The sequence below is a fragment of the Comamonas koreensis genome (assembly GCF_021026195.1).
GTDB lineage: Bacteria > Pseudomonadota > Gammaproteobacteria > Burkholderiales > Burkholderiaceae_C > Comamonas > Comamonas koreensis.
This window is the reverse complement of record NZ_JAJNCT010000025.1, coordinates 114327-137107: the sequence shown is the minus strand read 5'-3', so window position 1 is coordinate 137107 and position 22781 is coordinate 114327. Positions and strand designations below refer to the sequence as shown.

General features: G+C 62.7%; 18 protein-coding genes. 5 read left to right on the top strand and 13 right to left on the bottom strand.

Annotated elements, in window-relative coordinates; genetic code table 11:
- Position 1: 1 nt before the first annotated feature.
- From rplF to LPW39_RS18490, 7 genes are all read right to left on the bottom strand, one after another.
- Positions 2-535 carry a 50S ribosomal protein L6 gene (gene rplF / locus LPW39_RS18520; RefSeq protein ID WP_133855836.1) on the bottom strand — a complete coding sequence of 178 codons (534 nt, stop codon included), beginning with the start codon at positions 533-535 and terminating at the stop codon, positions 2-4.
- Between the two features lie 26 nt (positions 536-561).
- Positions 562-957: a 30S ribosomal protein S8 gene (gene rpsH, locus LPW39_RS18515; RefSeq protein WP_021028310.1), complete on the bottom strand. Its 396-nt coding sequence runs from the start codon at positions 955-957 to the stop codon at positions 562-564.
- Between the two features lie 18 nt (positions 958-975).
- Positions 976-1281, bottom strand: a complete 306-nt coding sequence (gene rpsN, locus LPW39_RS18510; RefSeq protein ID WP_133855837.1) for a 30S ribosomal protein S14 — start codon at positions 1279-1281, stop codon at positions 976-978.
- Between the two features lie 8 nt (positions 1282-1289).
- A complete protein-coding gene (gene rplE, locus LPW39_RS18505; protein ID WP_133855838.1) occupies positions 1290-1838 on the bottom strand; it encodes a 50S ribosomal protein L5 in 549 nt (182 codons plus the stop codon).
- A 10-nt stretch (positions 1839-1848) separates the two neighbouring features.
- Entirely contained in the window at positions 1849-2166 is a 318-nt protein-coding gene (rplX, locus tag LPW39_RS18500; protein ID WP_133855839.1) for a 50S ribosomal protein L24, read from the bottom strand.
- A 12-nt stretch (positions 2167-2178) separates the two neighbouring features.
- The gene (rplN, locus tag LPW39_RS18495; RefSeq protein WP_027016133.1) at positions 2179-2547 is read right to left on the bottom strand and encodes a 50S ribosomal protein L14; all 369 of its coding nucleotides are present in this window, start codon (positions 2545-2547) and stop codon (positions 2179-2181) included.
- 226 nt (positions 2548-2773) lie between these two features.
- Positions 2774-4372 (bottom strand): glycerol-3-phosphate dehydrogenase/oxidase, encoded by a 1599-nt coding sequence (locus LPW39_RS18490; protein ID WP_230778570.1) that lies wholly within the window; start codon positions 4370-4372, stop codon positions 2774-2776.
- A 348-nt stretch (positions 4373-4720) separates the two neighbouring features.
- Between LPW39_RS18490 and LPW39_RS18485 the strand changes: the two genes are divergently transcribed.
- Both LPW39_RS18485 and glpK read left to right on the top strand, forming a co-directional pair.
- On the top strand, positions 4721-5494 hold the full coding sequence (locus LPW39_RS18485) for a DeoR/GlpR family DNA-binding transcription regulator (protein WP_133855841.1): 774 nt from the start codon (positions 4721-4723) through the stop codon (positions 5492-5494).
- A gap of 68 nt (positions 5495-5562) precedes the next feature.
- Positions 5563-7056, top strand: a complete 1494-nt coding sequence (gene glpK / locus LPW39_RS18480; protein ID WP_230778569.1) for a glycerol kinase GlpK — start codon at positions 5563-5565, stop codon at positions 7054-7056.
- A 65-nt stretch (positions 7057-7121) separates the two neighbouring features.
- On the opposite strand, the gene aqpZ is transcribed toward glpK, so the two are convergent.
- Positions 7122-7823 carry an aquaporin Z gene (gene aqpZ, locus LPW39_RS18475; RefSeq protein ID WP_230778567.1) on the bottom strand — a complete coding sequence of 234 codons (702 nt, stop codon included), beginning with the start codon at positions 7821-7823 and terminating at the stop codon, positions 7122-7124.
- Between the two features lie 131 nt (positions 7824-7954).
- On the opposite strand from aqpZ, the gene LPW39_RS18470 reads away from it, so the two are divergent.
- The 3 genes from LPW39_RS18470 to LPW39_RS18460 all read left to right on the top strand — a co-directional run bounded on the left by LPW39_RS18470 (position 7955) and on the right by LPW39_RS18460 (position 11658).
- Positions 7955-9241: an esterase-like activity of phytase family protein gene (locus tag LPW39_RS18470; protein WP_230778564.1), complete on the top strand. Its 1287-nt coding sequence runs from the start codon at positions 7955-7957 to the stop codon at positions 9239-9241.
- 138 nt (positions 9242-9379) lie between these two features.
- On the top strand, positions 9380-10213 hold the full coding sequence (gene proC, locus LPW39_RS18465) for a pyrroline-5-carboxylate reductase (protein WP_230778562.1): 834 nt from the start codon (positions 9380-9382) through the stop codon (positions 10211-10213).
- A 164-nt stretch (positions 10214-10377) separates the two neighbouring features.
- Positions 10378-11658 carry an aspartate carbamoyltransferase gene (locus LPW39_RS18460; protein WP_133855846.1) on the top strand — a complete coding sequence of 427 codons (1281 nt, stop codon included), beginning with the start codon at positions 10378-10380 and terminating at the stop codon, positions 11656-11658.
- A 257-nt stretch (positions 11659-11915) separates the two neighbouring features.
- Here LPW39_RS18460 and LPW39_RS18455 read toward each other — a convergent pair whose 3' ends face one another.
- The 5 genes from LPW39_RS18455 to recG all read right to left on the bottom strand — a co-directional run bounded on the left by LPW39_RS18455 (position 11916) and on the right by recG (position 22735).
- On the bottom strand, positions 11916-17000 hold the full coding sequence (locus tag LPW39_RS18455; RefSeq protein ID WP_230778560.1) for an ExeM/NucH family extracellular endonuclease: 5085 nt from the start codon (positions 16998-17000) through the stop codon (positions 11916-11918).
- A 118-nt stretch (positions 17001-17118) separates the two neighbouring features.
- Positions 17119-18003, bottom strand: a complete 885-nt coding sequence (ubiA, locus tag LPW39_RS18450) for a 4-hydroxybenzoate octaprenyltransferase (protein ID WP_407928873.1) — start codon at positions 18001-18003, stop codon at positions 17119-17121.
- Positions 18004-18048: 45 nt separating this feature from the next.
- Positions 18049-18849, bottom strand: a complete 801-nt coding sequence (locus LPW39_RS18445) for a phosphatase PAP2 family protein (RefSeq protein ID WP_230778557.1) — start codon at positions 18847-18849, stop codon at positions 18049-18051.
- A 193-nt stretch (positions 18850-19042) separates the two neighbouring features.
- Positions 19043-20011: a LysR substrate-binding domain-containing protein gene (locus tag LPW39_RS18440; RefSeq protein ID WP_021028298.1), complete on the bottom strand. Its 969-nt coding sequence runs from the start codon at positions 20009-20011 to the stop codon at positions 19043-19045.
- A gap of 501 nt (positions 20012-20512) precedes the next feature.
- Positions 20513-22735 carry an ATP-dependent DNA helicase RecG gene (gene recG / locus LPW39_RS18435; protein WP_230778556.1) on the bottom strand — a complete coding sequence of 741 codons (2223 nt, stop codon included), beginning with the start codon at positions 22733-22735 and terminating at the stop codon, positions 20513-20515.
- Between the last annotated feature and the right edge of the window lie 46 nt (positions 22736-22781).

The following is a 22781-nucleotide window of genomic DNA, read 5'->3' as shown; positions in this document are numbered from 1 at the left end:
CTTATTTCTTCTTAGTCTCTTTGATCGTGACCTTCTCATCCGAATAACGGATGCCCTTGCCCTTGTAAGGCTCGGGAGGACGAACGGCACGAATCTCAGCTGCCAGCTGACCAACGCGTTGGCGGTCAGCACCCTTGATCACCACTTCCGTAGGGGTAGGGGTGGCCACGGTGATGCCAGCAGGCATTTCAAAGTTGACTGGGTGGGAATAACCAACGCTCAGGTTCAGCTTGCTGCCAGAAGCAGCGGCCTTGTAACCCACGCCGACGAGAGACAGCTTCTTTTCGAAGCCCTTGCTCACACCAACCACCATGTTGTTCACCAGCTGACGCATGGTGCCGCTCATGGCATTGGCTTCACGGGAGTCATTCACCGGCTCGAAAGCCAGCTTACCGTCGTTGTTGGAAACCTTGACCAGGGCGTTGGGGGTCAGCAGCAGCGTGCCGCCTGCGCCCTTGACGCTGATTTGGTCTTCCTTGATGGAGACATCCACACCTTGGGGGATGCTCACAGGCATTTTTGCTACACGGGACATGTCAGTATTTCTCCTTCAATGCCGCGTTAAGCCACATAGCAAAGCACTTCACCGCCGACACCGGCAGCGCGCGCTTTACGATCGGTCATCACACCCTTAGGCGTGGTCACGATTGCAACACCCAGGCCGTTTTGGACTTGGGGAATTGCAGTGCAGCCCTTGTACACACGCAGGCCAGGACGGCTCACGCGCTCGATACGCTCGATCACTGGGCGACCGGCGTAGTACTTCAAGGTAATTGCGAGTTCAGACTTGCCATCTTCGGTCTTCACTTCGAAGCCATCGATGTAACCCTCGTCCTTCAAAACCTGTGCAATGGCAACCTTCACTTTGGAGGAAGGAACCAGCACGGTGGCTTTGGACACCATTTGTGCGTTACGGATACGGGTCAGCAAGTCAGCGATTGGATCACTCATGCTCATGTTTAATCTCCTGACTGCTTACCAGCTGGCCTTGGTCACGCCAGGGATGGCGCCGACGAATGCCAGTTCACGAATCTTGGCGCGGCCCAGACCGAATTGACGGAAAGTGCCACGGGGACGACCCGTGATTTCGCAACGTGCACGTTGACGAGTGGGGTTTGCATTGCGAGGCAGCTTTTGCAGGCCTTGACGGGCTGCATCGCGCTCTTCGTCGGAACGCTTGGCGTCGCCGGCGATGGCCTTCAGTTCTGCATACTTGGCTGCGTACTTGGCAGCCAGCTTTTCACGCTTCAGTTCGCGTTGGATCAGTGCTTGTTTAGCCATGCATCACCTCAGTTCTTGAACGGGAAGCGGAAAGCCTGCAACAGTGCCTTGCACTCGTCGTCATTCTTCGCAGTCGTCGTAATGCTGATGTTGAGACCACGCAGTGCGTCGACTTTGTCGTACTCAATTTCAGGGAAGATGATTTGTTCTTTGACGCCGATGTTGTAGTTGCCACGGCCATCAAAGGCGCGGCCAGAAATACCACGGAAGTCACGCACGCGGGGCAGAGCCACGGTCACGAAACGGTCCAGGAATTCATACATCTGAACGCCACGCAGGGTCACCATGCAGCCGATAGCTTGGCCTTCGCGGATCTTGAAACCAGCGATAGCCTTCTTGGCCTTGGTCACCACAGGCTTCTGACCAGCAATCTTGGTCAGGTCAGCCACGGCGTTGTCCATCACCTTCTTGTCGGAGACGGCTTCGCTCACACCCATGTTCAGGGTGATCTTGGTCAGGCGAGGCACTTCCATGGAGGAGGTGTAGCCGAACTTCTTCATCAGTTCCGGAGCAATTTGCTCACGGTATTGTTTTTGCAGTCGTGCAACGTTTGCCATGTCTTACTCCTTAGGCTGCGATATCAGCGCCATTGGACTTGAACACGCGAACACGTGCGCCGTCGGCGTTCACCTTGATGCCCACGCGATCAGCCTTGCCGGTTGCCGCATTGAAGATAGCCACGTTGGATTGGTGGATAGGCATGGCCTTTTCCACGATACCGCCGTTGGTGCCCTTCATGGGGTTTGGCTTGACGTGCTTCTTCACCATGTTGATGCCTTCGATCACCAGGTGAGAGTCGTCCGCACGCAGCGTCACAACGCCACGCTTGCCCTTGTCACGGCCGGTCAGCACGATAACTTCGTCGCCCTTGCGAATCTTGTTCATAGTGCTATTCCTTTAGAGAACTTCAGGGGCCAGCGACACGATCTTCATGAACTTTTCGGTACGCAGTTCACGGGTCACGGGGCCAAAGATGCGGGTGCCGATAGGCTCCAGCTTGGCGTTGAGCAACACAGCAGCGTTGCCATCGAATTTGACGAGCGAACCGTCAGCACGGCGAATACCCTTTGCGGTACGCACCACCACAGCACTGTAAACCTCGCCTTTTTTGACGCGGCCACGTGGAGCAGCTTCTTTCACGCTCACCTTGATAATGTCACCAACGCTCGCATAGCGACGGTGCGAACCACCCAGCACTTTGATGCACTGGACAGACTTCGCGCCGGTATTGTCGGCAACCTCGAGTCGAGATTCTGTCTGGATCATTTCAATATTCCCAACTTGCACCAGCAGACCAGACAGCCCAATAAGAATTAATCCTCATGGACAGCCAAGCAGCCAGTCAGTCTTGGGCCCGTCGTCCACACCGCAACCATTTACGATGCTTCTCCTGGGCAGAAACCTCGCGCATTAAACGCGAAGCCCTCCATTCTGTCAGAGCTAGCACACTCCGTCAAGAGCGCGTACCCAAACCAGCGGTAAATTTGTATTTTTACGCCACTTTTTCGCCGGCGTACTGCTGCGCCAGCACCAGGAAGGCGGTCAGCGCAGTGTCTGACCCCAATTCTTCCTGTAGGATGGCCGACACGCGCGGGGCCAGCTTGGCAGCCAGGCGCGCATCCAGGAACAGCAAGCGGCTGCGGCGGGCGAGCACGTCTTCCACGGTGCGCGCATATTCAAAGCGCGCGGCAAAGCGCACCATGGCCTCGCTCAGGCAGTTGGCCAGCCAGATGTCCGCACCCGGCAGGGTGGCTACAAAATCGGCCTCGCTGCCATAGGAGTGCATGCCCTGGGCCATGTGCATGCTGTGCTGGGCGCGGCCCGATGTTGGCGTACCCACCAGCGGCAGCTTCACGGTCACACCACCGGGCTTGCGCGGCAGGCGCTGGGCATCGAAGCAGGCATTGAGCACGTCCTCGGCCATCGCGCGGTAGGTGGTCCACTTGCCACCGGTCACGGTCACCATGCCGGATTTGCTGGTCAGCACCGTGTGCTCGCGGCTGATGCCCTTGGTGTTTTCGCCATCGTCGTCCTGCGGCTTGACCAGCGGACGCAGGCCAGCCCACATGCTGCGCACATCGGCCATCGTCGGCGCGCGGCTGAGGTACTTGCCCGCCTCGCTCAGGATGAAGTTCAGCTCTTCCTCAAACGGACGGGGCTCGCGCGCCAGGTCATGGCGCGGCGTGTCGGTCGTGCCCAGAATCACCTTGCCCAGCCATGGCACCGCAAACAGCACCCGGCCATCGGCCGTCTTGGGCACCAGCAAGGCATGGTCGGATGGCAGGAAATCCCGGTCCACCACCAGGTGCACGCCCTGGCTGGGCGCCACCATGGGCTTGACGGGCTTGCCCATCAGCTCGGCATCCTGTTGGCGCAGGTGGTCCACCCAGGGGCCGGTGGCATTCACCACGCAGCGCGCACGCACTGTGTAGCGCTGGCCGGATTCCGCATCCCGGCAGACCACGCCGGCCACGCGGCCCTCTTCCTGCACCAACTCCATCACCGGGCAGTAGTTGACCAGCAACGCACCCTTGGCAGCCGCTGTGCGGGCCAGCGCGATGGCCAGGCGGGCATCGTCGAACTGGCCATCCCAGTATTTGACGCCGCCCTTCAAGCCCTTGTCCTGCACCGTGGGCAGCAGGCGGCGCGTGGCGCCGGCCGACAGAAACTGGGTGGAGCCCAGGCCCGCCTTGCCCGCCAGCGCGTCATACATCTTGAGGCCGATGCCGTAGAACGGCGTGTCCAGCATCTTGTAGGAAGGCATCACAAAGGCCAGCGGCTGGGCGATGTGCGGTGCATTGTTCAGCAAGGTGGTGCGCTCGTGCAAGGCCTCGCGCACCAGCGAGATATTGCCTTGTGCCAGGTAACGCACGCCGCCATGCACCAGCTTGGTGGCGCGCGACGAGGTGCCCTTGGCAAAGTCCATGGCTTCGAGCAGCGCGACCTTGAAGCCGCGTGCCGCCGCATCCAGCGCCACGCCCAGGCCGGTGGCACCGCCCCCGACCACCACCAGATCAAACACCGGCGTGGCGCCCAGGCGGGCCAGCAAATCAGTACGGTGAACAGACAGCGGTGCAGCAGCAGTGGACATGCGAAGTAGATATGAAGGTCTGAGGGTTGCGGCGCTGGCGAACAGGGCAGCAGCGCGGCAAATAGCCAAAGCCTGGAAGCGGAGATTCGCTTTTGCGCTTTTGTCTCTAAATTTTATTCGTTTTTGATCTTTTGTGTTCGTTATTGCAAAATTTGCCGTCTGCAAACCCCAAGATCTCCGCAGCCCAGCATGCCAGCATGGCATGCCAATCTGATGACAAAACCACCCGCCAGCCATGGCTGCTGCTGCAAAAGCGCCTCAGCGCGTGCCCGCAGCGGCTGGCCGAACTGTTGCGTTTTGCACTATATTGGCGGGAGTTTTCGTTTTTATTCGTTTCAGATCCACGCCATGACGGAGCTCTACAACAGCAATCCACGCCAACTGCTGCTCTTGCAAGAGGTGCAGCGCCGCAGCTCGGCCACTGTCGAGGAACTGGCCGCCTTTCTGGGCGTGACCCTGCAGACCGTGCGCCGCGATGTGCAGCGGCTGTCCGAAGCCGGCGTGCTTACCCGCTTTCACGGCGGCGTGCGCGTGCCCAACTCCACCACCGAGAACCTGGCCCACCAGCAGCGCGAAGCCCTCAATGCCGACGGCAAGACCCGCATCGCCCAGGCCGTGGCCGCCCAGGTGCCGCACAACTGCTCGCTGATCCTGAACATCGGCACCACCACCGAGGCCATTGCCCGCGCGCTGATGCAGCACCGGGGGCTGCGCATCATCACCAACAACCTCAATGTGGCGGCCACCTTGAGCAGCAATGCCGACTGCGAAGTCATCGTGGCCGGCGGCGTGGTGCGCGGCCGAGACCGGGGCATCATCGGCGAGGCCGCAGTGGACTTCATCCGCCAGTTCCGCGTGGACATCGCGCTGATCGGCATCTCCGGCATCGAATCCGATGGCAGCCTGCGCGACTACGACTTCCGCGAGGTGAAAGTGGCCCAGACCATCATGGACCAAGCGCGCGAGGTCTGGATGGCGGCCGACCACAGCAAGTTTGGCCGCCCGGCCATGGTCGAAGTGGGCCCGCTGTCGCGCATCGACCGGCTGTTTACCGATGCGCCGCCGCCCGAGCCCTTCCCCCGGCTGCTGCAGGAAGCCCATGTGCGCTGCACCGTCGCCTGACGGCCAGGCACAGCCCCTCGCCCCTTTGTTGACTTGACTGACATACCGGCTCAGACCGGCCTTGAGACATGACCTATCTGCTCGCTCTGGACCAGGGCACCTCCAGCTCCCGCACCATCGTGTTTGACCGCCAGGGCGCCATCGTGGCCCAGGCGCAGCGCGAGCTGCCGCAAATCTACCCCCGCCCCGGCCATGTGGAGCACGACCCGATGCAGATCTGGGGCACGCAGCTGGCCACGGCGCAAGAGGCACTGAAGGCCGCCGGCATCAGCGCCAGCCAGGTCACCAGCCTGGGCATCACCAACCAGCGCGAAACCACCATCATCTGGAACCGCAAGACCGGCCAGCCCATCCACAACGCCCTGGTCTGGCAGGACCGCCGTGCCGAGCCCGTCTGCGCCCAGCTGCGTGCCGATGGCCATGCCGAACGCATACAGCAAAAGACCGGCCTGCTGGTGGACGCCTATTTCTCGGGCACCAAGCTGCAGTGGCTGCTGGACCATGTGCCGGGCGCACGCGCCGCCGCCGAGCGCGGCGAGCTGGCCTTTGGCACCGTCGATACCTGGCTGGTCTGGCAGCTGACCCAGGGGCAGCGCCATGTCACCGATGTGAGCAATGCCAGCCGCACCATGCTGTTCAACGTGCACAGCAACACCTGGGACCAGGAGCTGCTGGACCTGCTGAACATTCCGCGCTCGCTGATGCCCGAGGTGCAGCCCTCGGCCAGCCATTTTGGCGATACCGCCGCCCAGGTGCTGGGCGCCGCCATCCACATTGGAGGCATGGCTGGCGACCAGCAAAGCGCACTGTTTGGCCAGGCCTGCTTTGCACCGGGCATGGCCAAGAACACCTATGGAACCGGCTGCTTCATGCTGATGCACACCGGCACGCAGTTCCACCCCTCGCGCAACGGCCTGCTGACCACCAGCGCCGCACAGACCGACAGCCAAGCCCAGTTCGCGCTGGAAGGCAGTGTGTTTGTCGGCGGCGCCGTCGTGCAATGGCTGCGCGATGGCCTGCGCGCCATTGAGCACAGTGGCCAGGTGCAGCAGCTGGCCGAGAGCGTGCCCGACAGCGGCGGCGTGATGATGGTGCCCGCCTTCACCGGCCTGGGGGCGCCCTACTGGGATGCCGATGCCAGGGGCACCATCACCGGCCTGACCCGGGGCACCACGGTGGCGCATATTGCCCGCGCGGCGCTGGAATCCATTGCCTACCAAAGCGCGGCACTGCTGCAAGCCATGAGCCTGGATGCCGTCGCCAATGGCGGCCAACCGGTGAGCGAGTTGCGGGTCGATGGTGGCGCCAGCGTCAACAACCTGCTGATGCAGTTCCAGGCCGATTTGCTGGGCATTCCGGTGGTGCGTCCCGCCTGCGTGGAGACCACCGCCCTGGGCGCCGCCTACCTGGCGGGCCTGACCACCGGCATCTACCAGAACAGCGAAGAGCTGTCTGCGCTGTGGAAGGCCGAGCGCCGCTTTATGCCCACACAGGACAAGGCGCGTGCCGATGCGCTGATGGCGCGCTGGGAACAGGCGGTGCGCCAGACCACGGCGCGATAAGCCACCGCTTCACAACGACAACAGGGGCCGCAGCCCCTGTTTTTTATGCTTTCAATGGAAGCCGCTTATTCCTCGTCGCCACGCAGCAAGGCGCGGTGGATCAGCGCACCGATGGCTGCACCGACAATCGGCGCCAGCCAGAACAGCCACAGCTGCTCCAGCGCAATCGCGGGGCCAAACAGCGCCGGGCCGGTGCTGCGTGCAGGGTTGACCGAGGTATTGGTCACGGGGATCGAGATCAGGTGGATCAAGGTCAGGCACAGGCCAATGCTCATGCCGGCAAAGCCCACAGCGGCCTTCTTGGTGGTCGAGCCCAGGATCACCAGCAGGAACACGGCCGTCAGCACCACTTCTGTCAGCAGCGCGGCCAGCATCGAGAACTTGCCGGGCGAGTGTTCACCAAAGCCATTGGTCGCCAGGTCCGTGACCTGGGCGCCAGCCTTGCCGCTGGCAATCAGGTACAGCAGGCCAGCGGCCACAATCGCGCCCAGCACCTGGGCAATGATGTAGCCCGGCAGCTCGGACGCCTTGAAGCGCCCGGCCACCGTCAAGCCCACGGACACGGCCGGGTTGAAATGGCCGCCCGAGATCGGGCCAAAGGCATAGGCGCCGGTCAGCACCGTCAGGCCAAAAGCCAGCGATACGCCCAGGAGGCCAATTCCCAGCTCAGGGAAAGCAGCGGCCAGCACAGCGCTGCCGCAACCGCCAAAAGTCAGCCAGAACGTTCCCAGGCATTCCGCCGACCATTTTTGTATGTTTGATGTCATTTCTCTTACCCCTTCATCACGCCGACCTGCGGCATGCAGGTCCAAGCAGGCGAGATGATAAGTAGCGAGACGCGTTTGAAAATGTCAACAATTGCCGGTGCAACAAGCGCGATACACTTGCTGAAAATGCTATGAAAATCAATACTCAAATACATTATTCATTCGGTCTATTCAACGCGCTGTCGCTCTCCGTTCTGGTGCTGTTTTTAGCCGGTTGCAAGACCTCTCCGGAACCGGCCCAAGCCCCCGCTTCTCCATCCCCCAACACCCCTGGCGCCGTCGCCTGCCACACGCCCGGCAGCCCCGCCTTGCGGCTGTTGGGTGAGCAGCGTTGGCCGCTGGACACGCAATGGGCCGGCGTGCCCATCGGCGGGCTGTCGTCCATTGACTACGACCCGGCCAATGACAGCTACCACCTGGTGAGCGACGACCGCTCAGCCAAGGACAACGCCCGCTGGTACCAGGCCCGCATCCGCTATGACGCCAGCGGCCTGCAGCAAGTCAGCATCACGCACCAGCACTACCTGCAAACACCATCTGGCACGCCCTACCCCAGCAACCGCACAGCCACAGCCGGTACAGCGGTGCCGGACCCTGAAGCACTGCGCCTGCTGCCCGGCGGGCGCAGTGTGGTCTGGAGCAGCGAAGGAGACTTTGCACGGGGCTTTGGGCCCTCTTTGCAGCAGGCCGGGCTGGATGGCAGCTGGCAAAAAACCTGGCCGCTGCCCGCGCTGCTGCAGGGCCCGCTGCAGCCCGAAACTGGCCGGGGCCCGCGCAACAATATGACCCTGGAAGGCATCGCGATCAGCGAGGACCAGCGCAGCCTGTGGCTATCGATGGAAGGCGCCCTGCGCCAGGACGGCCCGCTGCCGCGCCGGGGCCAGATCGGCGGGCCGCTGCGCATCACCCAGTACGATCTGGCCAGCCAGCAGCCCGTGCGGCAGATCGCCTACATCCCCGATGCGCTGCCCAAGGACAACCTGCTGCTGCCCCTGATCGCCATCAATGGCGTCAGCGAGATCCTGGCCGATGGCCCCAACCACCTGCTGGTGCTGGAGCGCGCCTATGTGCTGGGCGCCGGTTTTTCCGCGCGCCTCTACCGCATCAACACCCAGGAAGCCAGCGACACCCTGGCGACCGATGCGCTAAACGACGCCGCATATACGCCGGCCCATAAAGAGCTGTTGCTGGATTTTGCACACCTGGGCCTGCGCACCGTGGACAACCTCGAAGGCATGACCTGGGGCCCGCGCCTGGCCAGCGGCGAGCGCGTGCTGCTGCTGGTCAGCGACAACAACTTCAACCCCGCCCAGGTCACGCAGTTTCTGGCGCTGGTGGAGACGCCGGCCTGCACCACTGCATCAGTCAATGCATCTGGCAACCCATCTGGCAGCGCAGGTCAATCGCATCGCAATTGAAATTGATAGCAAAACCTGTGCGCCCCGCATGGCTTGCCGCGCTGGCGGTTTGAGCTTTGTGCAGGCCGCCGCTATAGTGGCAGCCACAGCAGCCCGCGCTGGTTCTGCCCTCTTTTCTCATTGTTTGCACCTGCCGCCATGTCCACTACCGATCTGTCCCAATTCCCCACCATTGCCTTCATCGGCGGCGGCAACATGGCCAGCGCCATCATCGGCGGCCTGATCCGCCAAGGCCTGCCCAAAGACCGTATCCAGGTCGTCGAGCCCTACGAGCCCCAGCGCCAGACCTTGCAGCAGCAGTTCGGCATCCATGCGCTGCCCGCTGCTGACAGCAGCCTGGCGCAGGCCCAAGTCGTTGTCTGGGCCGTCAAGCCACAAACCTTTGCCCAGGCCGCTGCCGCCGTTGCCGACCACAGCCGCCATGCGCTGCACCTGAGCGTGGCCGCCGGCATCCGCAGCGACAGCATTGCCCAGTGGCTGGGCAATGACCAGATCGTGCGCGCGATGCCCAACACCCCGGCCCTGGTGGGCCAAGGCATGACGGGCTTGTTTGCCCGCCCCCAAGTCAGCGCCGCCCAGCAGCAACTGGCCGAGCAGATCATCAGCACCACCGGCCAGCTGGTCTGGGTGCAGCAAGAGTCGCAGCTTGATGCGGTCACCGCGCTGTCGGGTTCGGGCCCTGCGTATGTCTTCTACTTCCTCGAAGCCATGCAGCAAGCCGGTGCCGAGATGGGGCTGCCCGCCGAGCAGGCACTGCAGCTGGCGATTGGCACCTTCAGCGGCGCATCGGCCTTGGCTGCACAGTCGGGCGAAGCGCCAGCGGTGCTGCGTGAGCGCGTCACCAGCAAGGGCGGCACCACCTTTGCCGCGCTGGAGCACATGCGCGGCGCCGATATTGCTGCCCACTTCATCGGCGCGATGCACGCTGCCGAGCGCCGCGCCAAGGCGCTTGGCGACGAGTTCGGCGGCTAAACCAGCCCTGCAGCGCCTGCCTTGCGCAGAAGGCAGGCGCGCTACCCGTCCTGCGCCAGCAACTTTGCAGAAATGCGGCAACGCATTGCGTATATTTCACACAAAAGTCAAACGCAAAGCGTATAATTCGGCCGCATTCATTCCTCTGCATCGGAGCACGGCCCATGGACAGCCAACAGGATTTTCTTCGCGACGCAATGCGCCGTTTGAACTTGACGCGCGACGCCTTTGCCGAGCGCCTGGGCGTGCGACGCCGCACCCTGGACACCTGGCTGCTGCCCGAGGCTTCGGGCGAAGCGCGCGCCATGCCCGATATGGCGCAGAAGTTTGTCTCCGAAATCCTGTACCGTGAAGCAGCCGGCCACGATGCCCAGAAGCACCACCGCCCGCTGGCCGAGCGCATGTCTGCCGATGGCCGTCCGCAGCTGCTGTCGGTGGCCCAGCTGGAGCGCGAAAGCCTCGAAGAACTTTTCCGCATTGCCGATGTGATGCAGCCCATTGCGCGCCGCCACAAGGTCTGCCGCGTGCTCGAAGGCGCCGTCATGGGCAGCCTGTTCTTTGAAGCCAGCACCCGCACCCGCGTGAGCTTTGGCGCCGCCTTCAGCCGCCTGGGTGGCTCGGTCTGCGATACCACCGGCTTCACCTTCTCGTCGATGGCCAAGGGCGAATCGATCTATGACACCAGCCGCGTGATGGCGGGCTATGTCGATGCGCTGGTCATCCGCCACCCCGAGCAAGGCTCGGTGGCCGAGTTTGCACGCGCCACCAACATCCCCGTCATCAACGCGGGCGACGGCCCGGGCGAACACCCGAGCCAGGCGATCCTGGACATGTACACCATCCAGCGCGAGTTCTCGCGCCTGGGCAAGCTGATGGATGGCGCGCACATCGCCATGGTCGGCGACCTGAAGTACGGCCGCACGGTGCACTCGTTGATCCGCCTGCTGTCGCTCTACAAGGGCATGAAGTTCACCCTCATCTCGCCCAGCTCGCTGGAGATGCCTGCCTACCTGATCGAGCTGGCCTCGACCAATGGCCATGTGGTGGAGGTCTCGACCTCGCTGCAGGACCTCAAGGGCGCCGATGTGGTCTATGCCACGCGCATCCAGAAGGAGCGCTTTGCCGGTGAGAACATCGAGGGCTACACGCCCGAGTTCCAGGTGCAGAAATCGCTCGTCGATGCCGTGTGCAAACCTGACACCATCATCATGCACCCGCTGCCGCGCGATGCCCGCGCCGGCGCCAATGATCTGTCGACCGATCTGAACCTCGATCCACGCCTGGCCATCTTCCGCCAGACCGACAATGGCATTCCTGTGCGCATGGCTTTGTTTGCGGTTTTGATGGGCGTTGAGAACCAGATTGCCCGTAATTTGCGGGATGTCACCTGGCGTTCTCCGGCTTTTGTAGGCCCGGATGATGCAGTGTTTGACACTTTGGATTAAACTCTGGCTTACACAACACCATGATTTGAGACATTTTTTCGAAGTATCCACGCAATTCTTCGAAAAAATTAACGTTTTTTCCTGCGACTCCAGTGTTAGCGGCCATCTAGTGATGGCCGCTTTTTTGTCTGCATTTCATTGGCAGCGCACCGAAATCCGGCTTGAAAACGGCCATCGCTCGGGCATGAAAAAAGGACTTGCAAGCAAGTCCTTGAGAGCGGGGCGGATCGGCCCAGGGCCGCCAGGGCAGCTTGTGCTCAGCAGCTCAGACCGATACGGCGGCGAACCGCCGCCAGCAGACCCAGCAAGCCGCTCAGGCTCAGCAGGCTCCACAGACCCAAGGCAGGCACCGGCACAGCGCTGCCGACGCCTGGGGTACCTGGGTCGACAGGAGTGCCTGGATCTACCGGCACATCCGCCAACCAGCCAGCACCACCTGGATCCGCGATCTGGCCGTTGGCGACCATGTCGTCATCCCCATCCCCACCGTCTACGATCTGCACGGACAGCGTGTTGCCGTTCACAGTCGACGGCAGGTTGTACCAATGTGGGGTGGTGTTGGACTTGGTGGGACCGAACTTCCAGTACTTGGCATTGGCCGGCAGGGCCGATGGGTAACTGATGCGCATCGTGCCATTGCCACCCATGGCGCAGCCCGTGGCCGTCCACTGCAGAGCGCCGTAAGGCACGCTCAGGCCTTGGGGCAGCGCACCCAGCGATGCAGCAGCCACGGCCACCGGCGCTTGGGCCAGGCGGCAGGCATCGGCGCTGGTCCACTGCACTGCAGCACTGCCGCCACCGCCGGGAGCTGGCAACGCCACATCAAAGTGCTGCTCCGGCTTCGGATCGACCGGCGCGCCTTCTAGGTTCAGACCCAGCACAATCGGGTTGTGATCGCTGGAGCGGTAGGCGTCAGCCGCATAGAACGACGAGACCTGCGCGGCGCTCTTGAAGTTGGTGTTGTAGTCGATGACCGGCGGCTCTTCCGCATTGATCTGCCACTTCAGCACATTGCCCACCTGGCTGGCGAGGGCCGGGCTGACCAGCACATGGTCCAGCGATCCCCACAGGGTCTGGAAGCTGTACGAATACTGGCCGGTGCCCAGCTTCTTGTAGCCTTTGCTTTCCAGGAAGGAAATCGGGTCTTCCTTGGCATAGGCGTTGAAGTCGCCCATCAGCACGTTCTTGCCATTGCCCGCTTGCGTCGGGTTGCCTGCCAGCCAGTTTTGCAGCTGCTCGACGGCACGCTTGCGCGACTGGTTGTTGGCGCCTTGGCCGTCACCGGTGTCCGGGTCGTTGACACTGCCCTTGGACTTCAGGTGGTTGACCACCACGGTGAACTGGTCCTTGCCGCCGCTCGCCAGCGTCTTCTCGAAGGTCTGGGCCAGCGGCACGCGGTTGCCATAGGTGGCATTGAAGGCATCGTACTGCGCCTCATCAGGCACTGCAGGCACGCCCACGGGGCTGACACGGTCCTTGCGGTAGATGACAGCCACCGAGATGGCATCATGGCCAGCCGCGACGGCCGTCTTAGAGCCACCGGCATTGAAGGGGCCCTTCACATAGTCATAGACCTCGCTGCCATGCTTGGCGTTCAGCGCCCGGGTCAAGGTCGCCAGCGCGCTGCTGGTGTCAAAGCCATTGTTCTGGATTTCCATCAGCCCGTAGACATCGGCGTCCAGGCCCAGCAGGTTGCTGACGATCTTGTCGGTCTGCCGGGTCAGCTCTGCCGCATTGTCGGCACCACGGCCTTCCAGCGAATCGCCATAGGGGTTGTTGAACTTGGCCGTGCCCAAGGTGCTGAAGAAGTTCAGCACGTTGGCCGAAGCAATCTTGACCGTTGGGCTGCCAATGGCCTGCTGGAGGTCGGCCACCGTCGGGCGTGCGGCACCGGTAAAGATGGGCTTTTGCAGCGGTTGCACGCGGTAGCTGGTCTGGTGGGCACCCGCATTCTTGTCGATGAACTGGTCCAGAATGCCTTCAATTGCCGTGGTGCTGTCGCCCGCACGCAGGGTGTTGCTGGCGCTCAGATCCTGGCCATTGCGCCCAAGTGCCGTTTCCGGGTTTTGCGTGCTGCTGCCATCGTCCAGCACGATATGGCTGCGCTTGACGCTCTCCATATAGGCGGTGTTGCCCGCCACGCTGGGCGCATTCAGCTCGGTGTACTGCACCAGCTTGGCGGAGTCACTCAGGCTGACGGTGCCATAGCGGCCCAGGTAATAGTTGTCCGTCACCACCAGCGGGCCGGTGCTGCCGGTGATGCGCACACGCATGCCTTCGTAGCGCTCCCAGCTGGCGTAGTCGGCCATCGGCAGTTTCAGCTCCACCAACGCAGGCAGGGGCTGCTTGGCACCGGCATTGAGAACGCTGACCGCCAGGTTGTTGCCGCCCAGCTGGGTCAGACCGTTGTACTCGCTGACCGTGGCAGTCAGTTGCACCGCCTGGCCAATGCTGTCGGCGTTGATACCGGCAGGCTGGTTGTTGCCAAAGTAGACGAACACCGCTTCGGAGGTCGCATCATTCTTGTCATCGTCTTCCGGCAGTGACTGGATGTAGAAGCCGCTGAGGCCAGGCAGGTAGGCGGTGACGATGCCGCGCACCGTCACCGTCTGGCCGAGCATTGGCGAGACATCGCCCGAGCCTTGCACGGCGGAGATAGCGGTCGTGGGCACAGGCGCCAGGTTTTGTGCAAAGCCGGGCGAGCCGATGTTGGCGGCATTCGAAGGTTGAGCCTTCGCATCGAGCACCCCGACCGCTGCTGCGGTATAGCGCGGCTCGGACGTGGACCTGCCATCCCAGACAGCCGACACCCCATTACCTACCGTGGTGCCCGCATTGCGCACCGCTGCACCGGCATGGTCGCTGGTGGAAACCGCTGCCCCACTGGGGTTCTTGGCAGGCGCCACGGTCGAACCATCGGTCGCCGTCAGCGCCTTGCTGCCATAGTTCATGGCTGCCGCCACATAGCCATTGGCGTCGTACACCAGGACAGCATCACCCTTGCCCAGTCCTTGGCCGGCGACCAGGATGACGGCCGTGCCGGCATCCAGACCCCAGGCAGTGCGGAAGGCTTCGGGCGTGGTCTCGTTCAACACCACCAGCCGGGCACCGGCAGCCAAGCTGGTACCCGCAGGAAAGGTGCTGGGCAGCGCGCCACTGCTGTCGGTCCAGCCCCAGTTCGTCAAATCGACGGGTGTCGTGCCGTAGTTGTACAACTCAAAGAAATCACCGCCGTCGGCGTTGGAATTGACCTCGGAAACCAGCACCTTGGCGGTAGCTGCCACGGCGCTGCTGACGGTAAAGGTCAGCTTCTGCTCGGCAGTCAAGGCATTACCGGCCATGTCCTGCACGGCACCGGCGGGCAGCACCAGGCTGTAGGTCTTGCCCGGTTGGTAGCCTTCGCGGTACTTGAAGCTCAGCGCGCTGCCATCGATGGTCACTTGCGCATCGGTCATCGGCACCGTGGCGACAACAGTGCTACCTTCCAGCAGCGAGATATTGCCGCTGCCGCGCTGCACAGTTTCGCTGAACTGCAGACGCACAACGCTCGTCTTGCCGACGTCCACCGCATTTTGCAGCGGGCTGCTGCTTTGCAGCACGGGGGCGGTGGTGTCCGCAGCAATGGGGCCGCCGAGCTTGACGGTGTTGCCCTGGAACTGCTGGTCTGCAAAAGGCAGACCCTTGGAGACCGAGCCCTTGCCCGGCCAGATGGTGTCGCCATTGTCCTGCAGCAGCTGCACGGTCGTGCCCTGGGCGGTGCTGGTGGGGCTGACCAGGGTCTCGAAGCTGCCGCCGGTGCTGCGCAGCAGGTTGTCCAGCACATTGTCCAGCTGCTGCACCGCAGTCGTGCCTGGGCCGTTCCAGACAAAGAAGGCAAAGTTGGTGTTGACGGCAGGATCAGCCTTGCCCGGCGGGCCAGCCAGGATCAGGAACTTGCCGTCATCCGTACGCTGTATGTCACGGATACCCCGGCCACCCAGGTTCAGCTCGATCGGTGCGCCCAGCACTGGCGCCGTTCCCGCCACCATGGCGGCGGGGTTGGTGATCGGGATGACCAGCGCGCGGTTGCGCAGCTGCGCGCTGGCCAATGGTGCACGGAAACCCAGCAGCAGCTGGCCGTCTGCAGTGGCAGCCATACCTTCGATGGAGAAACCAGATGCCGACTCTGGCGGCACCTTGTCTGCCGAAGAGGCTGCAAAGCCGTAGTAGTTGGCGCCCTTGCCATGCGCATTACCGCTGTCCCAGGTGTTGAGCTGCGTTTCCAGACCGCCGTATGAACCCTTGAAGCTGAACTCCGTATTGGCGCCCGTTCCCGCCACATCAACGGCAAACAGATGCTCGCGGTTGTCTGCCTCGCTGCCATCGGACTTGTTGCTGTGCGAACCGGTGAAATACAAGGTGTTGCCGATGCGGGTGCCAGCCTCCAGGTCCAGCTCCTTGGTCAGGCCCAGCAAGGTGCCAAAATCCCACTCCTTGATGGCTGCGCCGCCACCCCGGGGGAAGACGCGCAGCACATTGCCTTCGTCGTCACCCACCACCATGTAGCTGGCGTCAAGTGCAATGCCGGCAGAAGCGTCGGAGCTGCCCGCCTTCGTATCGGCCCTTGGTGTGAACAGAGCCGTTTCGCCCGCATCCGGGTCGAGGACCGTCATCTTCGTGACTTCGGCGCCTGCACCCGTCCAGTGGGCAGCCTTGCTAATGGCCGACAGCAGCTCGGATGCGGTGCCCTCTGTGACGCCCTTGGTGCGGTCATAGGCGAAGTTGTTTTGCTTGACCAAAGCAATGGCCGTGCTGCCGTTGACCAAGCCAGGTGGCAATGCAGAGGTATTGGAATTGGTGGCATTGGTGTCCCACGAGCCAGCGTCCACATTGTTGACGGCATACAGGAAGTGGGGAGCAGCTTCAGAGCCTTGGTAGACCAGCACGCTGTCGCCCCCTGCGGCGAGGTTGAAGCTGCCTGTCGCGCCGACGCTGCCATGGTTGGCTGACGGTGTCTTGGTGTCAGCGGCGCTGATCTTGATGATGGTGCCCGCTGGCAGAGCATCTGCGGCTGTCCAGATCAGCACACCCTCACCTGCGCGAAATGCGCCGGTATTGAGCCAGCCATTGTCAGTCACACGGATCTCGGTGCCGGCATCGATATCGCGCAACAAGACCAGGCTGACCGAGTCGGGAGTGTTCGAGGCGAAACCGATGACCGCAACCTCACCAGCAGCAAGGGTGGTCTGGGCGGAGGCGGGCAGCATGCCGGCCCCCAGCAGCAACGCAGCGGCCAGCGAAAGGCCCTGGGATGCCCGCACGCTGACGCGGCAGGCAGACGAAATGGAGCGAAGAGCAAACATGGCAGCAGTAGAGGGAGTGGCAAACAACCTCTCTTTGTCGCCGCTGGCGATGAAAGCTCCGTGTCAGAATCCGTAAGCGTTCCCAAAAACCGACAATGCCGCCACTGTCACAGCCCGGTCACAGCGCAAAGGCAAGGGCCACACCGGCAAACAGGCTCACGCCAATCCAATGGCTTTTGCTGAAGGCGGTAAAACAGCCTTCGCGCGTGCGCAGGCGGATGAGGCTGTAGTGCCACAGCATCTGCGCCGCTGCCACGGCCACGCCCAGCCACCAGGGCCAGGCCAGCTGCAGGGGCGCCAGCGCCTGCACCGTCAGAACCAGGCACACCCCAAAGAAAGCCATGATCGCGGCAACATCAAAACGGCCCAAGGTGATGGCCGAGGTCTTCATGCCGATCTTCAGATCGTCATCGCGGTCCACCATCGCATACTCGGTGTCATAGGCCAGCACCATGCACATATTGGCCAGCCACAGCAGCCAGGCCATCATCGGCACCTGGCCTTGCACGGCGGCAAACGCAATCAGCACGCCAAAGTTGAAGGCGATGCCCAAAAACGCCTGGGGCATCGCAAAGAAACGCTTGGTAAAGGGATAGAGGATGGTGAACAGCACCGCAGGCACCGACCAGGCCACCGCTTCCCAGCGCGTGGTCAGCACCAGCGCCAGCGACAGCAAGGTCAGCACCACGCCCACCATAGCCGCCTCGAACACCGAAATCTTGCCCGTGGTGATCGGGCGCTGGGCCGTGCGCTTCACGTGGCGGTCGAACTTGCGGTCGGCAATGTCATTGATGCAGCAGCCAGCGCTGCGCATCAAAAAAGTACCCAGCACAAACACCAGCACCAGGTGCCACCCCGGAAAGCCCCCTGACGCCGCCCACAGCGCCACCAAGGTGGGCCAGACCAGCACCAGCCAGCCAGCAGGCCGGTTGAAGCGGATCAGATCGAGGTACAGCGCAAAGCGCTCGGATAGAGAGATGGAGGGACGGGCGGCAGCAGACATGGCAGCAAGCATAGCGTCACAGCGCTACCCTGTGCCCTGTCTTTGTCAATTTGCGCGCCCGCCCCGCCCCAGTACCAGGGCAGCCAGTGCACACCAGGCCAGGCCCAGCAGCGCGCCAGCCAGCACATCGCTGGCAAAGTGCGCCTGCAGCAGGATGCGGCTCAATGCAATGATGACGACCAGGGCACTGCAGACCCAAGCCAGGATGCGACTCGCAGCAGGCGAGAGCCGACCGCGCAGCACCAGCCATAGCAAGCCATAGACGACCACGGCACCAGAAGTATGACCGCTGGGAAAACTCGCACCCGAGGTCAGCATCTCATGCAGCACCTCGGGGCGGGCACGGTCCAGCAGATTCTTCAGCAGGCGCACCGCCAGCCCATTGAGGCCGATAAAGAACACCCAAGCCCACAAGGCCTGCCACTGCGCGCCCAGCGCCAGCCAGGCGGCCACCAGCAGCACCAGGACCGCCAGCCAGCGCACATCGCCAGCAGCGGTCAACACATGCAGAACCTCGCGCATTGGCGCCGAGACATGGGCTTGTGCCCATTGCTGGGCCGCTGCATCTGCGGCCAACAGGCGGGCATGGCCAGAATGCTCCGGGTAGACCACCACCCAGGCCAGCATCGCAAACACCAGCAGGCAGCCGGCCGCCACGCTCAGCGGCATTGCCACAGGCCGCTGGGCGGCATACAGAACAGCAGTCTGCCTGCGCGGCAGCCAGCGCCAAACCAGCGCCCCCGCCAGCAACCAGGCGGCGAGCAGCGCCGGCATCCAGGCATCCAGCATGGCCAAGGCATCAAAGACGAAGCTTGATCCCCCAGGCAGGTGACTGCTCTGGGCCATCGCTTGCTCGGAACCGAAAAGCATCAGAGCGGCGAAGCACGAACCCTGGCAACACCGGTCTCGGCCAGCGGCCAACGACGACAGCCGCCGATGCGGCAACAACACAGACAACACGTTCACAACACCTCAGAAAATACAAAACCCCATGCCGGCATGCCGTGCATGGGGTCCAAAAGAAACCGTGCAGCGCGCTTTAGGCTTGCAGCATGGTCACGCCTGGCAGGTTGCAGGCGAAGATGGCATTGCGCAGAGCGGCGATGGCTTCGTAGCGGGTGAAGCTGCGGCGCCACACCAGCACCACGCGGCGCTTCGGTGCTTCGTCGTTGATCTCGTCGGTCAGCGGAATGTAGCGGATATGGGTCTCGTCCGACTTGCGGCGGCGCACACCCTTCTCCAGCGCATCCTTGGGCACCGACAGGCGGGGCACCAAGGTCACGCCCATGCCAGCGGCCACCATGTGCTTGATGGTCTCGAGCGACGAGCCTTCAAAGGTACGGCGGATGCCTTCGGTGTTGCTGGAGTAGCGGGCGAACTCGGGGCAGACTTCGAGCACATGGTCACGGAAGCAGTGGCCAGCGCCCAACAGCAGCATGGTCTCGTTTTTCAGTTCGCTGGCCGAGATGCTGTCGCGCGTAGCGAGCGGATGCACGCTGGGCACGGCCGCAAAGAAGGGCTCGTCATACAGAGGGGCCATGGCCAGACCGGTATCGGGGAAAGGCTCGGCCACGATGGCGCAGTCGATCTCACCGGTACGCAGCATTTCCAGCAGCTTGGCGGTCATGTTCTCGTTGATCATCAGCGGCATCTGCGGCGTGCGCTCGATCGACTGGCGAACCAGCTCAGGCAACAGATAGGGGCCGATGGTATAGATCACACCCAGGGTCAGCACACCGGCCAGCGGGTCCTTGCCGCGCTTGGCAATTTCCTTGATGGCGGCGGCTTGGTCCAGCACGATTTGCGCTTGGCGCACGATCTGGTCACCCAGGCTGGTGACTGACACTTCCGAGGCACTGCGTTCAAACAGCTTGACCTCGAGTTCTTCTTCCAGCTTTTTGATGGCAACAGACAAGGTAGGTTGCGACACGTAGCAGGCATCAGCGGCGCGGCCGAAGTGCCTTTCACGGGCGACAGCAACAATATATTTGAGCTCTGTAAGTGTCATGTCAGTTTTTAGTGCGAATCGCGTATTGTGCATGGCCTGTGGACCACCTGGCTATAGCGCCAGAGGCCAAAGTGCCACACTGTGTTTCATCAGAACCGCAAGCTATGAGTTGTACTCTATTCCGGAGCACCATGGGTGCCAATGCGTGACGACAAAAATAGGATTAATCTATTATGCGTCAAATGCAAGCGCTCGCTTACCGGATGCGTGGGTAAATATGGATGCTGGCATTTACACAATGCTACACAGTCATGCTGCAAACTACGTCGCTACCTCCCTGTTAAATAAGACATATTTGCGGTTTCGGCGACCGCACAGCGCCCTAAATCTAGTTACAGGATGCGTTTTATATCCTCTATTTGAACAACACCGTCATCATTGTGCGCAAGAGCCATAGCACGAATCAATCAATATTTACCTAGATTTCGTCGTGTTTTCACAACTTTTAAATCTTGTTTGCAATGCTGCCATGCAACCAAACTGGTAGAGATGTACTAGTTTTCAAGCTTTGAGGTATTCCGCCCGGCCACCCAACCAGCGCAAAACATGGCTGGCGGCCAGCTCAGGCCAACGATCGAGCATGTGCGGGGCCAGCTCGCGCGCCCATTCCAGCAGATGCTTGTCTGCCTCCAAATCCGCAAAGCGCAGCAACGGCGCTCCCGACTGGCGCGCGCCCAGAAACTCACCTGGCCCCCGGATTTCCAGATCGCGCCGTGCGATCTCGAAGCCATCGGCGGTTTCCGCCATCGCGCGCAAACGCTCCTTGGCGGTTTCGCCCAGCTTGCCGTTGTCCCCCACGGCATAGAGCAGCACACAGGCCGATGCGGCAGCGCCCCGCCCTACCCGGCCGCGCAGCTGGTGCAGCTGGCTCAGGCCAAAGCGTTCGGCATGCTCAATCACCATCAGGCTGGCGTTGGGCACGTCCACCCCCACTTCAATCACTGTGGTCGACACCAGCACACCCATCACGCCCTCAGTGAACAAGGCCATCACCGCCTTTTTCTCGGCCGTTGGCATGCGGGAATGCAGCAGGCCGACCATGACCCCGGGCAGCGCCTCGCTCAGGTCGGTATGGGTGGCGGTGGCATTGGACAGGTCCAGCGCCTCGCTCTCTTCAATGAGCGGACAGACCCAGTACACCTGGCGCCCCTGGGCAATCTGGTCGGCGATGCGCGAGACCACCTCGTCGCGCCGGCTGTCGCTGATCAGCTTGGTGACCACCGGTGTGCGGCCTGGCGGCAGCTCGTCGATGGTGGAGACATCCAAATCGGCGTAGTAGCTCATCGCCAAGGTGCGCGGGATGGGCGTGGCGCTCATCATCAGCATATGCGGCTCCATACCGGTGGAGAGCAACTTTTGCCGCAGTGCCAGGCGCTGGGCCACACCAAAGCGGTGTTGCTCATCAATGACGGCCAGCCCCAGCTTCTTGAACTGCACCTGGTCCTGGATGACGGCATGCGTGCCCACCACCAGCGCGGCCTCGCCACTCTCGACCAGGGCCAGCATTTCGGTGCGCTGCTTCTTCTTTTGCGCACCGGCCAGCCAGGCTACTTTCAGGCCGCGTGGCGCCAGCAGTGGCTCCAGCCAGCCCACCAGCTTCGCAAAGTGCTGCTCGGCCAGGATTTCGGTGGGCGCCATCAGCGCGCACTGCCAGCCCGCGTCGATGGCGATCACCGCCGACAGTGCCGCCACAATGGTCTTGCCCGAGCCCACATCGCCTTGCAGCAGGCGGTGCATCGGTATGTGGCGCCCCAGATCGCGGGCGATTTCCTCGCAGACCCGGCGCTGCGCCCCGGTCAGCGCAAAGGGCAGCGCGGCCAGAAACTGCTCATGCAGGTTCAGGCTGCCATCGGCCATGCGCTGTGCCGCCAGCGCGGGGGCACGCAGGCTGTCGCGCTCGCGCTTGGCCGTCAGTTGCGACAGCTGCTGCGCCAGCAGCTCCTCGGCCTTGAGGCGCTGCCAGGCCGGGTGGCTGTGGTCTTCCAGGGTGGCCAGCGCCACATCGGGTGTCGGGTGGTGCAAAAACTGCAGCGCCTCGCGCAAGGTATAGGCGCGGCCCAGGCCGCCCTCACCCTGGTAGCGGGCATAGGGCAGGTCCACACCGGGCGGCAGGGTTTCGCTCAGATCGGCGCGTTGCACACCGCTGATCACCGCGCGGCGCAAATAGGGCTGGGGCAGCCCGGCCGTGGTGGGGTAGACGGGGGTCAGCGACTGGGGCAACTCACCACCGGCCAGGCGAAAGGCCGGGTGCAGCATCTGCCGCCCCCAGAAGCCGCCCTTGACCTCGCCCCGGATACGCAAGGTATTGCCCACAGCCATGGTCTTCTGGTGCGAGGGGTAAAAGCTGAAAAAGCGCAGCTCGCAGGGGTCGCCATTGGCGTCTTCCACCCGCACCACCAGTTGGCGGCGGGGGCGCAGCTGCACATCGGCAGACACCACCGTCGCCTCGATCTGCGCGACCTCGCCATCGCGGGCATTGCGCAGCGCAATGATGCGGGTCTCGTCTTCATAGCGCAGTGGCAGGTGCAGGGCCAGATCGATATCGCGCGTCAGCCCCAACTTGGCCAGGGCCTGCTGGGCCGGGTTCTTCGCTGGATTCTTTGCGGCGCTGGCGGCAGCCGCAGCGCCAGGCGTTGCCGCAGCCGCCTTGCGCGGCCGGCCAGGCTTGCGCCCCTTCACAGGCGCGGCATCTTCAGCGGAGTTGGCAGGCGTGGCAGCAGACATGGAGGCAGTTTCAGCAATGCTGCATTCTGGCATGCTTTGCCGCACG